Source organism: Phaeobacter sp. BS52, from assembly GCF_045040595.1.
In the GTDB taxonomy this organism is placed as follows: Bacteria; Pseudomonadota; Alphaproteobacteria; order Rhodobacterales; family Rhodobacteraceae; genus Phaeobacter; species Phaeobacter piscinae.
On the sequence record NZ_CP090662.1, the window covers coordinates 1,799,292 to 1,815,729 of the forward strand.

The window sequence follows — 16,438 nt, forward strand, 5'->3', positions numbered from 1 at the left end:
CCCTGACCGACCGTCGCGGACCACCCGAAACAGATGGAGGGAGCCGATGTTCCAGACCTTTGACGTAGCGACCCGCCCGGACCAAGGCCCGCCCCGGCTCAACGCGCTGCGCGCGGAGATGCAAAAGGAGGCGCTGGACGGCTTTCTGGTGCCCCGCGCCGATGCCCATCAGGGCGAATATGTTGCCCCCGGCGATGAGCGGCTGGCCTGGCTCACTGGCTTCACCGGTTCGGCCGGTTTCTGCGCCGTGTTGCGCGACATCGCAGGCGTCTTCATCGACGGGCGTTATCGCACGCAGGTGAAACAGCAGGTGGCAGAGGTCTACACCCCGGTCCATTGGCCGGAGGTGCAGCTCGCCGACTGGCTGAAAGAACAGCTGCCAGAGGGCGGACGCATCGGCTATGACCCCTGGCTGCATTCGGCGAGCCAGATCCAGGCGCTGACAGCCTCACTGGGCGACCATGGTTTTGACTTCGTCCAATGCGACAATCTGGTGGACCGCATCTGGCCCGATCAGCCCGCCCCGCCCATGCAACCCGTCATCGCCCATCCTGTTGACTACGCAGGCACAACCGCCGCCGCCAAGATCACCTCTCTGGCCGAGGTGCTGCGCAACGCGGGTCAGAGCGCGGCGGTGATCACCCTGCCTGACAGCATCATGTGGCTGCTGAACATCCGTGGCAGCGATATCGCCCACAACCCGGTTGCCCACGGCTTTGCCATTCTGCACGCCGACGCGCGGGTGGATCTGTTCATGGCCGCAGAAAAGCTGGCTGACGTCACCGCACATCTCGGCCCGGATGTGTCCGTGCAAACGCCTGCGGCCTTCCTCCCGGCGGTGGCGGACCTTGCTCAGGCCCGGAATGCCGCCGTCGCCGCTGACCTGACCACCCTGCCCCAGATCGTCGCCGATCAGCTCGGCGATGCGCTGGTCGCAGCCGGTGATCCCTGCGCCTTGCCCAAGGCCCGCAAATGCACCGCCGAGGTCGAGGGCAGCGCCGCCGCTCATCTACGCGACGGGGCAGCGGTGGTCGAAACCCTCGCCTGGCTCGATGCGCAGCCCGCCGGTACGGTCACCGAAATCGACGTGGTCAAACACCTCGAAGCGGAGCGGCGCAAGGATCCCAAACTGCGCGACATCAGCTTTGAGACCATCTCCGGCACCGGCCCCAACGGCGCAATCATTCACTACCGCGTCAGCGAGGACAGCAATGCCACGCTGGACGAAGGCCACCTTCTGGTGCTCGACAGCGGCGGGCAATATCTGGACGGCACCACCGACATCACCCGCACCCTCGCCATCGGCACCCCACCGCAGGACGCCCGGGATGCCTATACCCGCGTCCTTCAGGGCATGATTGCCATGTCGCGGCTGCGCTGGCCCAAAGGTCTCGCCGGGCGCGACATCGAAGCGGTGGGCCGAATGCCACTTTGGCTGGCCGGACAGGATTTCAACCATGGGCTTGGCCACGGGGTCGGTGCCTTCCTCAGCGTTCACGAAGGCCCCCAGCGGCTCAGCCGCGCTGGCGCCGTTCCCCTGGACCCCGGCATGATCCTATCCAATGAACCGGGATATTACCGCGAAGGCGCTTTTGGCATTCGCATTGAAAACCTGTTGGTGGTAGAACCGGCCCCTGAGCTGGCCAGTGCCGACGCAGACCGTGAGATGCTGAGCTGGCGCACCCTGACCTACGCCCCGCTGGACCGGCGACTGATCGTCGCAGAGATGCTCACAACGGCAGAGCGGGACTGGGTGAACACCTATCATGCGGCTGTGGCCGACAAGATTGGACCCAACGTAACAGCCCCGGCGCGACGCTGGCTGGATGCCGCTACGGCACCACTGTGATACCGCAGTGTTACAACCAAAGACGATATTGATCCGTGACGAACGACGTGAAGGAAAAGACCATGACAAAGATCCAAATTCGCAAGGCAGCAGGCACCTGGGTGGTGCGCTCCGGTGGCGCAGTGCTTGGCGAAAGCAGCAACGCGCTTGAGCTGAGCGAGGGCGATCTGGCGCCCGTCATCTATTTTCCGCGCGGTGACATCGCAACCGCCTTCCTGGACCGCAGTGACAAGACCACCCATTGCGCGAGCAAGGGCGACGCCAGCTACTACTCCATCGTGAACAAATCCTCGGTGACGGAAAACGCCGTCTGGAGCTATGAAGATCCACTCGACGCCGTGGCCGAGATCAAAGATCACCTCGCCTTTGTCACCGGAGACACGGTCAAGGTTGAACAGATCTGAGACCCGAAAATCATCGGCAGGAATACGCTGCCCACATCTCGCAGGCGTCCCATATCGGGGCGCCTTCTTTGTGAATAAGCAAGCTTTCGCCCAGATCTACGGGCGGTCAGAAGCCCTGCACACCAAGGGGACGCCGGGTCGTAGTCAGATGCTGACGGATCCGGAAACCGCAGGGCGGCACAGCGTAAATCTGGTCGAAAAACGACCCCTACTCACAAGCAGAGCAGCCGCGGGCCAGCCGCCTGTCGCAAAGCGCGGCACGCAAAACGCACGTATAACGATCAATTTGATCGATTAGTGCTGTGTATTACCGGGGCCGTTTTTAGATCCTTAGAAGCGGATCTGAAGAAATAGAAACAATACCAATTAACAAACCAATATAAGCCGACTGAAACACCGTGGCGGTTAGCTGAGGATCGTTTGGCACAGATGCTCACGCGCCGCCTCTACAGACTCGCCTGTGCAGAACATCTGCGCATCTCGTGCACTTTGAACAACATAGTCGATCAACGCCTCATAAGACGCGCGTTCGTTTTCCTGCTCTACTGCCTTCGCCACGTGTTCAGCCTCTGTCGGGCTGATTTTATTGTGTTGCATGTTTTCACTTCCGAAGAATGATCACCATTATCGTTATGTTAACCATAATTAAGTGGCCGCGCCGACAAAGGTTAAAATTACTTAAGAAAAAAAGCGGACACCCGTTTCAGAAATATCACATATTCGAGATCGTCTTTTGCGGGTATACATACATTTGCGCGGCTCCTTTGTTGGAAATGTCGCAAACCGGCGCTGAGCTGCCGCAGTTTTCAGCCGTCAACTGTGCTCTTCGGCAGCCGCTGCGGCCAATGCGCGGTTGTAGGCCTTGAGCGAATCAATGTGGTAAAGGGCCCCGATGAGATTCGGCGGATTGTCGCCACCTTCCGCCTCAGCCAGAACCGGGAGATACATCAGTTCCGCCCGATCGAAGATCGGCATCGCGGCCTCCAGTGAGGCGGAGGCCCGGATCGACAGCCCCTGTTCAATCAACACGGCGCAGTCTTCGGCGCTGGCACAGCGCGGATCCCCCATCGGCCGCATCACCGCCCCTGCGCGCAGCATCGACAGCAGATAGGCCTGCGGACCTGCGGCACAGTGGATATTGCGCCGCTCCAGCTGGGTGAGGAAAAACGACCGATCCACAATGCGCGAGGCCAGCGCCGTCGACATCGACACCGCCACCATCACCGCCAAGCCAATTTGCCAGTCGCCTGTCAGCTCAAACACAATCAACGTGGTGGAAATCGGTGCCCCCAAAACAGCTGCCGCCACCGCCCCCATTCCGGCAAAGGCATAAAGCGTGTGCGTCCCCGAGACATCCGGCAGCACCGCCGTTGCAATCAGCCCAAAGGCCAATCCGGTCAGCGCGCCCACCATCAGCGAGGGGGAAAACACCCCGCCCCCCATGCGTCCGCCCATAGTGATCGCCACAGCGGCGGTTTTGACTACCGTAAAGAGGATCGTCTGATGCAACACCAACGCCCCTGTCAGCGCCAGAACCGTGGTCTCATAACCGACGCCGATAATATGGGGGAACCACACCGCAATCACGCCCAGCAGCAGACCCGACGCCGCCGGGCGCAGCCAGCGCGGCAGCTGCAACCGGTCCTGCAACGCATTGCCGATCTGCTCGGCGAAGAAAATCGAGCGCATCAGCACCACCGCCACCAGCCCGCAGATCAGCCCAAGCATCAGAAAGGCTGGCAATTCGACATAGAACTGCAGCGCGCCCGGCGTGATTAGATCAAATTCGGTCACATCGCCGTATTCCAGCCGGTTGATCACTGTCCCGGCGACCGAGGCAATCACAATCGGCGCAAAGGCATGGACCGCAAAATGCCGCAGCACCACCTCCAAGGCAAACAGCGCCCCGGCGATGGGCGCATTGAAACTGGCAGAGACCGCCGCCGCCACCGCACAGCCCAGAAGATCGCGCCCGGTGATGCCATCCGCCTGAATGCGGTTGCTGACCCAGGTCGAGATCACCCCGGCCATATGCACCACCGGTCCCTCCCGCCCGGTTGAGCCTCCGGTGCTGAGCGTCAGGAAGGACGCACAGGCCGAGGCCAGCCCGGCGCGCATCTCTACCCGGCCATCTCCCAGCGCTGCCCCTTCGATCACATCCGCAACGGAGCGGACGCGGGCGTCGGGGGTAAACCGGTGCAGGATCAACCCAACCACCAGTCCACCCAGCGTGGGGATCGCCACCAGCCAGTACCACGGCATGCCCTGCGCAAAACTATGCAGAAAATTCACATCTTCCGCGCCGTAGACCCAGGCCTGAAACACCGTGATCCCCTTGCGAAAGAACAGCGCCGCGAATCCGGCGGCAATCCCGATCAGCAAAGCGATAAACCAGAATTGTATCTGGCTTGGGCCGCGATGCCGCAACACCCGCCAGACATCCCGCGCTCCGGCCACGCCCTGAGTGAACTGGGCAGAAATAACGGAGCGAATGGTCTGTGGCATGAACCCGATTGTCCCGGTGTCGTTCTTGTCTCTTTCAGCGGCAGACTATCGACAGGGTGGTTAAACCATCGTGAAAACTCAACCGCTTACGGCCGCCAGAGCGACAGTTTTACATCAGCCCGCCAGCAGCGCCTTGGCAGCGGCGCGGGCCTCTGGGGTGATTGTATCACCAGAAACCATCCGCGCCAGCTCATCAACGCGCTCGCCCTCATCCAGAGGCACCACCTGCGACAGGGTCTGGCCGTCAATCACCTGTTTCTGGACCCGCCAGTGATGCGCGCCCTGTGCGGCAACCTGCGGTGAATGGGTCACCACCAGAACCTGACTGCCCTCAGCCAGCGATTTCAGCCGCCGTCCAACAGCATCGGCGGTGGCACCGCCAACACCGCGGTCGATCTCATCGAAGATCATCGTTTGATTGCCCGTCTCACCGCGCAGACACACCTTCAGCGCCAGCAGGAAGCGGCTCAACTCACCGCCCGACGCGATCTTGTTCAGCGGCCCCGCTCAGCGCGCCCGGATTGGTTGCCACGGTAAAGGCAACAGCGTCCTTGCCCTCCGGCCCCGGCTCCGCATCGGTGAGCCGTGTTTCAAACACTGCCCGCTCCATCTTCAGCGGCGCCAGCTCCGCCATCACTGCGGTATCCAGCGCAGCAGCCGTTTCGCGGCGCGCGGCTGACAGTTGCGCGGCAGCGCCTGCATAGGCGGCCTCAGCCTCGGCCAATGCGGCTTCCTGATTGGCCAAATCCTGATCACCGGCGTCAACCGCCGCCAGTTTCCGGCGCAGCGTCTCGGCATAGCCACCCAGATCATCCGGCAGCACATCATGCTTGCGCGCCAGCGCTCGGATCGCAAAGAGGCGCTCTTCGCTCTCCTCCAGCTCACCGGGGTTGAACTCCAGCCCGTCCAGCACCCGGGCAACGCCGTCCTGCGCCTCGCCCAGTTCAATCATCGCCCTGAGCAACGCGGCAATTGGCGCATCCAGCGCATTTTCCGCCTGATCCGAGACCCCTTCAAGCCACCGCTGCGCATCCCCCAGTGCCGCCTCGGCGCCGTCTGTCAGAATACCCTGCGCACGCTGGATATCACCGCGAATGCGTTCGGCAGACTGCATCTCACGGCGGCGCTGATCCAGCGCGGCATCCTCGCCGGGCTGTGGGTCCAGCGCGTCCAGTTCTGCCACCGCATGGCGCAGAAAATCTTCCTCAGCGCGGATGGCCTCCAGCGCGACACGGGTTTCCTCGACAGCCTTTCGTGCCCGGCTGGCCGTGGCCCAGCGATCTCGCACGGTGGCCAACATGTCGCCCAGCCCCGCGAATTCATCCAGCATGGCGCGGTGGCCGCGCGGGTTCAGCAGCCCCCGGTCGTCATGTTGGCCGTGCAGCTCCAGCAATGTGTCGGACAGTGCCCTGAGCACCTCGCCGGAACAGCGCCGGTCGTTGACCCAGGCGGTCTTGCGCCCCTCAGCGGTGTTCACCCGGCGCAACAACAGCGTGTCGCCACCGGGCAACCCGGCCTCCGCCAGCACCGCATGGGCAGGATGGTTCGGGGTCAGGTCGAACTCGGCCAGAACCTCGCCCTGTTTGGCGCCCTGACGCACCAGTTCCGCACGGCCCCGCCAGCCCAGAACAAACCCAAGCGAATCCAGCAGGATGGACTTACCGGCGCCGGTTTCCCCGGTCAGCACGTTCAATCCCGGCTGAAAATTCAGCTCAAGATGGTCGATAATCAGGATATCGCGGATATCAAGCGCGCGCAGCATGGCCCGGCCCCATTGCGGACGTGGCGATTACAGCCACTGCCCCTTGATGGACTGACGGTAGATCTGGCTCAGCCAGTTGTTGCCAACATCGCGCATTTTCAGCCCGTTGTCTGTCAGCAGCTTGAAGCTGTCCTCATACCATTCGGTCGATTGATAGTTATGGCCCAGAATGGCACCGGCGGTCTGCGCCTCATTCACCAGTCCCAGCGACAGATAGGCCTCCACCAGACGGTGCAGCGCTTCTGCGGTATGGGTGGTGGTCTGGAAATCCTCGACCACGACGCGGAACCGGTTCACCGCAGAGGTATAATGCCCCTTGCGCAGGTAGTAGCGACCGATCTCCATTTCCTTGCCCGCCAGATGATCAAAGGCGAGGTCGAATTTCAGGATCGCTGAACTGGCGTATTCACTGTCGGGATAGACTTCGATCACAGTGCGCAGCGATTGCAGCGCCTGAAAGGTCAGCCCCTGATCGCGGCCCACTTCGTCGATCTGGTCATAATAGCTCAGTGCCAGCAGATACTGCGCATAAGCGGCATCTTCTTCGGTTGGATAGAAGTCGATATAGCGCTGCGCGGCAGCGCGGCTGTCCTCATAGTCCCGGCCCAGATGGTAGGCGTAGGCCTGCATGATCAGGGCCTGTTTGGCCCAGGACGAATAGGGGTAGAGACGTTCAATCTCGGAGAAATAGAAGGCCGCATCCTCGGTCCGGTTGCGCTCCATCTCGAACTCACCACGTTCGTAGATCTGCTCCGGCGTAAAGCCTTCAAGCGGTTGCGAACTCTTGGCCGCGCCCCCATCTCCGCCGCATCCCGAAAGCGCAGCTACGAGTAGAACCGCGCCGATGGTTTTGGCTGCCGCCCCCATGCCGATCATGTCCGCCTAACCTCACCGTCATTTACTTACGGGTGTGAACCCCGGTTCTGCCCGGTCTAGCACATTCAATTGACGCGCAAAACGTCTTTAACCGATTTCCAGCCCACTTGGCAGAGAAAGCGCGGCGGGGTCAAGGGTATGAAGCAGCCCAGCCCCGCCCCGTCGCAGTAAGGCGCGGCAAAACAAAGGTCTGGCATGCGGTCAAAATCAGGTAACACAGGCTCAGCACGGCGGCATGTCACGCACACCCGTTGGCAGCATCCGCCGGTGTGATCTTCGAACCGCCCCGCCCCTCAAGGGTCTGTGCCTAAGAACGGCTCGAAGATCTCCCCCCGGTGCCCCCGGCGCAAGCTGCTCCGGTCGGGCTGCGCCAACGCATGGGCCTGTATAGAAGCGGACGGAGGTGCAGCCTGTGCCCGGCACGCCTGCTGCTTCGCTCTGTCCGAAAATGACCGATGTGCTGTCGTTGCAGCGCGCGGTCCGGTTGGCGCCGGGTGCGCCCCGTTTGCCGGGGGAACCCAGATCGAACGTCAGGCCCCCCAGCCGACGTTCCCGCCCGATAGCCTCAATTCAGTTACGCAACGCGGCGCGCGTCGGTCGGGATCTCGGCCCAGACCAGCCCCTGCCCGGGCAGGCGCGCTGTCATCGCGGTATCGCACGTCACCTGACGCACGGCGCCGGGTGTTGCAAACACGGCCCGCAGCAACGTGTTGGTCAGCGAATGACCAGCACGGTCACCGATGTAATGGCCAAACACAGGGCCACCGGCCAGCGACAAATCGCCAAGCGCATCCAGCATCTTGTGGCGCACCGGCTCATCCGCATGACGCAGGCCCAGACCGCTTTGGACTTCGGGACCGTCAAACACCACGGCGTTCTCACCGGGAACACCCCCCAGCGCCAGGCCATTGGCCTGCATGCTTTCGACATCAACGCGACGGCAGAAGGTGCGGCTGTCACAAAGCTCACGCGCGAAGGCGCCATTGCGCAGATCCAGCGTCTTGCTCTGACGGCCAATCGCCGCCTCAGCAAAATCGATGTGGAATTCGATGGTCAGACGGTTGCTCGGCAACAGGGTCGCTGTTGCGCCGTCGTGACTGACGCTCACTGGCTTCAGGATCTGATAGGCGGTGACAGGTGCAGCGAGACGCTGAATGCCGGTCTGCATGATGCCGCGAACAAAATAGGCCGAAGACCCATCCATGATCGGCACTTCGGGGCCGTCGATGTCAATCATCGCATTGTGGATGCCACAGCCCGCCAGCGCGGCCATGATGTGCTCTACCGTGGAAACCGCAACGCCGGAGGCATTGACCAAACGTGTGCAGAGCGGCGTGCGCTCGACCCGGTCCCAAAGCGCGGGGACCAGAGTGTTGCCCAAGGCAATGTCAGTGCGCCGGAAGCAGATGCCGTGCCCTGCCGCAGCAGGCTTCAGGATCATGCGAACAGGTTTGCCGGAGTGGAGGCCCACCCCGTCAAATGTCACTGATGCTTTAAGCGTATTCTGCACGTTGGCCTCATTCCGTATGGGAGGGCCGCAGTCTTGGCCCTTGTTGCGGAACAGAGGTAAGGTGTCACTCCGTCAGGCTCAACTCAATCTTTGTAACGGAATGAAACATCCCTGTAACAGATAGGCAAAACACTGCCCAACCGGCAATAAACCTCTGATACAAAATGAAAAAAGGCCGCCAGATGGCGACCTTTTTATCTTATATGTGATCAGCTCAGTTGGCTTGACGGCGCAGGAATGCCGGAATTTCGATCCGCTCCTGCTCCGGGTTGGCCTGACGCTGCGGCTGGGCAGCCGGGGCCGCCTGCTGGCCCTGATGCGCAACTTGGGGCTGATGCATCGGCGCCTGTTGAACCGGGGACTGCTGCACCGGCGGCTGCTGGCGCGTCGGCTGCTGCGGCTTGGCAGCTTGGCCTTCAGCGGCGCTGCCAGTCATGCGGTGGATCAGGGAGTTGAGGCCAAACCGGCGCTGTTCCTGACCTGCTGCAGCGGGCTGCTGCTGAGGCTGGTGCTGCTGCACCTGCTGAGGCTGCGGCGCACGCGGCTGAACCGCATCAATCGAGGGGCGCTGCTGCATATGCGGCTGCTGGACCTGCTGTTGCATCGGCTGCTGAGGCTGCGCACGCTGTGCGGCGGCCTGAAGACGCACGATCGCCTCAGGCGAAGGCGTGCCGGGCGCAGGTGCCTTCGGCGCGACAAAGCTTTCGGCCTGAGTGCTGGCCACATCCGCTTGTGGCTGGAATTCCGGCGCAGGCGTGCCCTGATAGGCTGGCGCAGGCAGACCATCGGCGCCCAGCTGTTCGCCTGCGTCTTCCAGAACCTCTTCGTAGTGGCCCTCGGCAGCGGTCTGACCGTCGTCGAATTCCGAGAAAAGCGACGGTTCTTCCTGCGCTGCGGCAACCGGCTCTGCGGTGGCGGCAACGGGCTGCTCGACCGGGGTGCTCAGCTCCAGCGGCGCGGCGCTGCGGGTTTCTTCAACGCTTACGGTCTGTTTCAGCGGCGCGGACATCGGACGACGCGGCACCGGAATGTCGGAGTGGACGTCGACCGCATCAATACCCGTGGCAACCACGGAAACGCGCATCTTGCCTTCCATCTCAGTGTCGAGGGTGGAGCCCACGATGATATTTGCGTTCGGGTCGACCTCTTCGCGAATGCGGTTGGCCGCTTCGTCCAGTTCAAACAGGGTCAGGTCATGGGCGCCGGTGATGTTGATCAGAACACCCTTCGCGCCTTTGAGGCTGATTTCATCCAGGAGCGGGTTGGCAATCGCCTTCTCGGCGGCCTGCACGGCACGATCTTCGCCCTCGGCCTCGCCGGTGCCCATCATTGCCTTGCCCATCTCGTCCATCACGGCGCGCACATCCGCAAAGTCGAGGTTGATAAGACCGGGGCGGACCATCAGGTCAGTCACACCCTTAACACCCTGATAAAGAACGTCATCCGCCATGGAGAACGCCTCGGTGAAGGTGGTTTTTTCATTGGCCAGACGGAACAGGTTCTGGTTCGGAATGATGATCAGCGTATCGACGACCTTCTGCAGGGCTTCGACACCCTCCTCGGCCTGACGCATCCGCTTGTTGCCTTCGAACTGGAACGGCTTGGTGACAACACCCACGGTCAGCACACCCAGTTCACGGGCGGCCTGCGCGATGATCGGCGCCGCACCGGTGCCGGTGCCGCCGCCCATACCTGCGGTGATGAAGCACATATGCGCCCCCGCGAGGTGATCCACGATCTGTTCGATGCTCTCTTCAGCGGCAGCAGACCCGACCGAAGGGCGCGCGCCCGCGCCCAGACCTTCGGTCACCTTGATGCCCAGCTGCACGCGGCTCTTGGAGGCGCTTTGCTGCAGCGCCTGCGCGTCGGTGTTGGCGACGACAAAGTCCACGCCATCCAGCTGTTTGTCGATCATGTTGTTGACGGCATTGCCGCCTGCCCCGCCGACGCCAAACACGGTAATCCGGGGCTTCAGCTCTTCCTGGCCGGGCATCGAAAGGTTCAAGGTCATGCTCGTTCCGCCTGTGTTTATCAGCCCTCCCGCAAGGGCCTATTCCTGTCCATCTTTGCGACAATCCTACCGCGCAGCACGAGTCGCGTCATCCAAAAAAGCGCTATTTTCCACAAAATATAGACATAGTATTGTCTAATTTCGCGACATTTCGCCGATTTTGGCAAATGCTGTGGAAAGCCACGCAACACACCACAACATGACGTCAGCCCCCGAAAACCAAAGCCCTCGAAAGCACATCTCGTCACTGATACTGGTGGCCACTGCTCGGCCTACATGCGCCGCATGATGCGGTCGTTATCGGAATATTAACGCGGCGGGATTTCGCTGTCACCCGCGAAACCGCCTTGCCAGCGAAGTTTTTCGTTAACATTTGATTAATGAAAGCCCTGCAACCACAGGTCCCGAGGTGACGACAGACCCTTGTCAGCCCTGCCGGACACCACCGCTCACCAGTTGTCGCGGAACCATTTCACCGCCCGCTTCAACGTGCCGCTGGCGTTGCGATCCACCGGCATTTCAAAATCCCACCACTCATCCTGCGGATGGGCGGCAAACAGGCTGAGACCAACAGCGGAGGCAAAGCCGGGACCGGTCGCCGATTGCGGCAGGCCGTGAACGCGCAAAGGCTTAGCCAAGCCGCACCTGCTGACCCAAAACACGGCTCGCCAACCCGTCCAGACCCATGATCTGGCTGGACCCACCGGTCAGCACGATCTGTTGGCTGGGCAGGCTGTCAAACCCAGCCGCATCCAGACGCGCACGGACCTCTTCGAGGATCTCCTCAACACGCGGACGCATGATGCCGATCAACTCGGCCCGGCTGACTGTACGGCGATCATGCTCCCAATCGCCGGTGTCGGCATGGATGTCGATCATCTCGCGGTCATCCGCGCCAGTGGCATGCACCCCGCCATGGAAGGTCTTGATCCGCTCCGCATTGGCGGTCGGAACCCCCAGACCCATGGAGATATCGCTGGTGATGTGATCGCCACCCATACGCACCGCATCGGCATAAATCATATGTTTCTTCATGAAGACCGAAATCGAGGTCGAGCCGCCGCCCATATCGATGCAGGCCGCCCCCAGTTCCTGCTCATCCTCAACCAGCGCGGCAAAGCCGGAGGCATAGGCAGAGGAGGCAATTCCCGCCAGTTCCAGATCGCAGCGCTGGATACAGCGCACGAGGTTCTGCACCGTCAGCGCATCCACCGTCAGCATGTGCATATCTGCGGCCAGCGTCTGCCCCATCTGACCACGCGGATCGTTCAGACCGGAGCGGTTATCCAACGCAAAGTTCACCGGCTGGGCATGCAGCACCTCGCGCCCGGCGCCATATTCCGGCACCTCGCAGGCGGCCAGCACGCGGGCGATTTCATTCTCGGTCACCACCTGACCTTCCAGATCGACCTGTGCATCCAGCCCGTAGGAGCGCGGGTTGGCCCCGGAGAAACAGGCGATCACGTGATCCACCCGCACCTCAGCCATTTTCTGCGCCGCCTGAACAGCGGTGCGGATGGCGCGCTCGGTTTCCTGCATGGCGGTGATCTCGCCAAACTGCACCCCGCGGGAGCGGGTGGTGGCCGCGCCGATCACCCGAAATCCCGACTGCCCCGCCAGTGAGCCGATGGAATTGTCCTCGCTCAGCCGCCCGGTACCGTCAAAGCGCAGCACCAGACAGGCGATCTTGGAACTGCCCACATCCAGAATGGCCACAACACCGCGCTGCATCGCCTGACGTCGCATCTGCCGCATGGCGCGCTGGGATTGGTAAAGATCGGTCATGTCATAGCCCGCCTGCGTTCAACTGTCGGATCCGCCACCAGTCCTCGACGGCGTTTTCGGTCATTCTTACGGTCGGACGCGCCGCCAGGCGCATGTCCACCGCCGCCACGTCGCGCTCCAGAAGGTCGCGCACTTCGCTGACGGCAATCACCCGCTCCAGCGCGGGCACTGGGTTTTCGGCTAAGCAACATGATCCGCTGACCACGGTCCAGCACCAGATCCCAGCGCCGCTCGCCAATGCGCACCAACCCGCGCATCCGCGGCCCCAACGGCTTGGCCACGGCAAACAGCCGCAGCGCTTCCACAATGGCATCATCCGCACTGCGCCCGGCCACCAGCGGCAGGTCCGGGTGCATATTGCGCGCCCCCAGCTCAGCCACATGCACCCCATTTGCATCCAGCAGCGCCAACCCTTCGCGGCTGCGCCAAACAACAGCGGGCTGGCGTTCTTCCACCGTGACCTGAAGCACACCACCGGGGCGGATCCGCACATCCGCCGTCTGCACCGGGTCCAGCCCGGTGATCTCATCGCGGATCTGCGTCAGATCCAGATCGAAGGAACTGATGGGGAAATCAATCGGCACCACTTCGCGGATGTCTTCGGCAACGCTGCGCCCGGCCCCATCAATGGCCATCACATTGACCATGAACTCGGGCCGTTCCTCGATCGACGCCCGCAGGTCGCTGATCATCACCTGCAACCGGTCACGCCGCGCCTCATCCGCCATAAAGGCGGCCCCGGCGACAAAAACCAGACAGAAGGGAATGCCAAACCGCACGCCAAAGCGAATACCCGGCGTCAGCATCCAGCGCTGGATGCGATAGGTCAGCCGCGATGGCGCCGGATCAGGGCGCCCCTCGCGGGGTTTGCGGAAACGGTCGATCAACGAGGACATGTCGCATCCTCAACCAACCAGGAACAAAGCTGCCCAAAGGTCATACCGCTGTGCTCCGCCTGCTCCGGCGTCAGAGAGGTCGGGGTCATGCCGGGCTGGGTGTTGGTTTCCAGCAGGATCAACCCCTCGGCGCCCCGCGCCTCGTCCCAGCGGAAATCGGTCCGGCTGATGCCCCGGCACCCCAGCGCATCATGGGCCTTCACCGCGTAATCAAGGCAAAGCGCAAAAATCTCTTCGGGGACATCTGCTCAGCAACACATGCCGCGAACCGCCGGGTTTGTATTTCGCGTCGTAGTCATACCAGCCGTCGGTCAGGATATCCGTTACCGTCAATGGCCGGTCACCCAGCACAGTGGTGGTCAGCTCACGCCCGGGGGCAAAGCTTTCGACCATCACCTCATCCGGCATATCCTGCGACAGCTGCGGCGGGCCATTGGCAACCTCATTCACCAGATAGACACCGACGCTGGAGCCTTCGTTGTTGGGCTTCACCACATAGGGCGGCGCCATCACATGCCCCGCCATCACCTCGGCTTTGGAATAGATCCCGCTCTCAACAACCGGCAGGCCAGCGGCGCGGTAGATGGATTTGGCCCGCTGCTTGTCCATCGCCAGCGCCGAGGCCAGCACGCCGGAGTGGGTGTAAGGGATGCCGAGCCATTCCAGCAGCCCCTGCACGCAGCCATCCTCGCCCCAACGACCATGCAGCGCATTGAACACCACATCGGGGCGATCCGCCTGCAAACGTGCGGCAAGATCCGGACCCGCGTCCAGTTCCGTAACCTGATATCCCTCGTCCCGCAGCGCGGTGGCGCATTCGCGCCCAGTGGACAAAGACACCTCGCGCTCAGCCGAGGGGCCACCCATCAATACCGCCACTTTCGGGAGTGTCCTGCTCGACTTACTCACGACAAGCGCCTCAAATGTTCCGGGGCTTTTCGCCCCTTGTTGTGCGATCCCAAATTGACCGCAAATGCGGCAGGTCAAGACCTGCCTTTTTGATATTGCGAGGCGTGTTCCCCGCACTGCGCGCACCCTTGTGGTTCGCTGTCACCACATTAACGTCATAAACGTTACCGGCCCGTTAACAGTGCCTTTACCAAGATCGCGCTTTTCCAGTTTGCCTGCCGCTGCGATTCCCAAAGCGGTGCCCTGCTGATCAGGAGTAACATCCTGAAAAACATGGCCTTTGTCGGCTATTTGGAAAGCGGATCCCCCACCCGCATGATTTCCCACTCTAGCGTTATGCCAGAATTGGCGTAAACCTTTTTTCTGACATCTTCCCCCAATCCCTCAAGATCTGCGGCAGATGCGCCACCCGTGTTAATCAAGAAATTGGAATGCTTCTCACTCATCTGCGCAGCCCCTCGCCGCGCGCCGCGCATTCCGGCATCATCAATGACCTTCCAGGCCTTCAGATCATGGACATCATCCGCCTGCCCGGTCGACGAAAACCCCGCCGGATTGCGAAAGGTCGACCCGGCTGACCGGTCCTTAGTGGGTTGTGTCGCATCACGCTTGGCCAGCTGTTCTTCCATCCGCGCATGCAGCGCTTCGGGATCACCTTTGGGCCCGCGCAAAACCGCTGACACCAGCACCGCGCCCTCGGGCAGATCGCTCTGGCGATAGGCGAACTTCAGGTCATCACCACGAAGGGTGACCACCTCGCCGCTGCGCAGCACCACGGTCGCGGATTGGAACACATCGGCCATATAGCTGCCGTAGCAACCCGCATTCATCCGCACCGCACCCCCGATAGAGCCGGGAATGGTGCGCAGGAATGTCAGGTCGATGCCCGCGTCTGCCGCCTTACGCGCCACATGGCCATCCAGCGCGGCAGCCCCCGCCACAACCGTGTCGCCCTCAATCTCAATCGCATTGAACCCGCGCCCCAACCGGATCACCAGCGCCCGCATACCGCCGTCCCGCACGATCAGGTTTGAGCCGACCCCCATCGGAAACACCGGCACTTCTGGGTCGAGACTGCGCAGCATATGGCTCAGATCCTCGATATCAGCAGGCTGAAACAGATAATCCGCCGGGCCGCCAACCTGCAGCCAGGTCAACCCGGATAGATCGCGATTGGGATGAAGCTTGCCACGCAGCCCGTCGATATTCATATGCCCTGCCCCTGCCTGTCGCACCAATACGCACTGGCGCCATTATGGCCACCCGGACGCAGAAAAAGACTCATGCGCGCCGGATCAGACCTGCGTTTACTCTGGTTTGGGTCGGGCACACAATGGCCCAACCCGATGCCAGGTGCCAAAGGAAGATTGCAAGAGCGAAAGAATCGGCGGGCTTCAGCCGCGGCTCAGCCGACTGCGCAGCCAGCGGCCCAGATAGATCACCGGCCATCGCAGCATCGACATGCCAGCAAACAGCACGCCCAGCCCCCACCAGGGGCCGTTTTCATAGGTCACATAGCCGACGAGCGGGATACCTGCCGCGATCAGCAGATAGGCGCGCGACCAGTGATTGTCGCGGCTGGGCACCATCGCCAACACATTGGCCGCCACCACCCAAAGACAGGCAAGGATCAGCGACAACGTCATTCCTTCACCTCCGGCGCCGGGGCGCGGCGCAGGCGCGACAGCACGTGCAACAACGGGCGGCGGAACATCGACACCAGCGCAAATGTTCCAAAAGCGGCGGCAAACCAGCCGTGATCCCGTCCCAGCAGATAGATCAGAACCGGCGCCACAGCGATCAGTGCAATCCCCGGCCCCCGCTGCCAGCGCAACGGCAATGCGGCCACGCCGGTGGCCACGAACACCCAGAGGATGGCAGCAAGCAGGCTCAGCATGGCGTCACCTCACCCACCGGGCCAACCGCCAGCA

Annotated in this window: 12 protein-coding genes and 3 pseudogenes; 2 read left to right on the forward strand and 13 right to left on the reverse strand. The window is 62.1% G+C overall.

From position 1 onward, the window contains the following. Positions 1 to 46 precede the first annotated feature (46 nt). The gene (locus tag L0Z65_RS08730; protein WP_405106870.1) at positions 47 to 1,849 is read left to right on the forward strand and encodes an aminopeptidase P family protein; all 1,803 of its coding nucleotides are present in this window, start codon (positions 47 to 49) and stop codon (positions 1,847 to 1,849) included. Between the two features lie 62 nt (positions 1,850 to 1,911). Then, complete coding sequence (locus tag L0Z65_RS08735) at positions 1,912 to 2,253, forward strand: DUF427 domain-containing protein (protein WP_405106873.1); 342 nt, start codon at positions 1,912 to 1,914, stop codon at positions 2,251 to 2,253. A gap of 405 nt (positions 2,254 to 2,658) precedes the next feature. Here the strand turns inward: L0Z65_RS08735 and L0Z65_RS08740 are convergent, their stop codons facing one another. The 13 genes and pseudogenes from L0Z65_RS08740 to L0Z65_RS08800 all read right to left on the reverse strand — a co-directional run bounded on the left by L0Z65_RS08740 (position 2,659) and on the right by L0Z65_RS08800 (position 16,404). Further along, on the reverse strand, positions 2,659 to 2,850 hold the full coding sequence (locus L0Z65_RS08740; protein ID WP_014879533.1) for a hypothetical protein: 192 nt from the start codon (positions 2,848 to 2,850) through the stop codon (positions 2,659 to 2,661). Positions 2,851 to 3,066: 216 nt separating this feature from the next. Next, on the reverse strand, positions 3,067 to 4,758 hold the full coding sequence (locus tag L0Z65_RS08745; RefSeq protein WP_405106879.1) for a chloride channel protein: 1,692 nt from the start codon (positions 4,756 to 4,758) through the stop codon (positions 3,067 to 3,069). A 114-nt stretch (positions 4,759 to 4,872) separates the two neighbouring features. Further along, positions 4,873 to 6,520 (reverse strand): annotated as a pseudogene (gene recN, locus L0Z65_RS08750) (DNA repair protein RecN). A 27-nt stretch (positions 6,521 to 6,547) separates the two neighbouring features. Next, on the reverse strand, positions 6,548 to 7,396 hold the full coding sequence (locus L0Z65_RS08755) for an outer membrane protein assembly factor BamD (RefSeq protein ID WP_024097905.1): 849 nt from the start codon (positions 7,394 to 7,396) through the stop codon (positions 6,548 to 6,550). Positions 7,397 to 7,970: 574 nt separating this feature from the next. Then, positions 7,971 to 8,906, reverse strand: coding sequence for a UDP-3-O-acyl-N-acetylglucosamine deacetylase (gene lpxC, locus L0Z65_RS08760; protein WP_096788863.1), 936 nt, complete (start codon positions 8,904 to 8,906; stop codon positions 7,971 to 7,973). 214 nt (positions 8,907 to 9,120) lie between these two features. Further along, entirely contained in the window at positions 9,121 to 10,917 is a 1,797-nt protein-coding gene (gene ftsZ / locus L0Z65_RS08765; protein WP_405106884.1) for a cell division protein FtsZ, read from the reverse strand. A 449-nt stretch (positions 10,918 to 11,366) separates the two neighbouring features. Next, a pseudogene (ftsA, locus tag L0Z65_RS08770) lies at positions 11,367 to 12,702 on the reverse strand (cell division protein FtsA). A gap of 1 nt (position 12,703) precedes the next feature. Beyond that, positions 12,704 to 13,598, reverse strand: a pseudogene (locus L0Z65_RS08775) (cell division protein FtsQ/DivIB). Then, the gene (locus L0Z65_RS08780) at positions 13,586 to 13,801 is read right to left on the reverse strand and encodes a hypothetical protein (RefSeq protein ID WP_405106887.1); all 216 of its coding nucleotides are present in this window, start codon (positions 13,799 to 13,801) and stop codon (positions 13,586 to 13,588) included. The pseudogene L0Z65_RS08775 and the gene L0Z65_RS08780 overlap by 13 nt, the downstream one beginning before the upstream one ends. Before the next feature lie 7 nt (positions 13,802 to 13,808). Further along, positions 13,809 to 14,465, reverse strand: coding sequence for a D-alanine--D-alanine ligase (locus tag L0Z65_RS08785; protein ID WP_405112506.1), 657 nt, complete (start codon positions 14,463 to 14,465; stop codon positions 13,809 to 13,811). A 329-nt stretch (positions 14,466 to 14,794) separates the two neighbouring features. Further along, positions 14,795 to 15,718, reverse strand: coding sequence for a UDP-N-acetylmuramate dehydrogenase (murB, locus tag L0Z65_RS08790; RefSeq protein ID WP_405106890.1), 924 nt, complete (start codon positions 15,716 to 15,718; stop codon positions 14,795 to 14,797). A gap of 183 nt (positions 15,719 to 15,901) precedes the next feature. After that, complete coding sequence (locus tag L0Z65_RS08795) at positions 15,902 to 16,153, reverse strand: DUF2484 family protein (protein ID WP_040174185.1); 252 nt, start codon at positions 16,151 to 16,153, stop codon at positions 15,902 to 15,904. Next, positions 16,150 to 16,404, reverse strand: coding sequence for a DUF2484 family protein (locus tag L0Z65_RS08800; protein WP_024097913.1), 255 nt, complete (start codon positions 16,402 to 16,404; stop codon positions 16,150 to 16,152). Before L0Z65_RS08800 ends, L0Z65_RS08795 begins: the two co-directional genes overlap by 4 nt. Between the last annotated feature and the right edge of the window lie 34 nt (positions 16,405 to 16,438).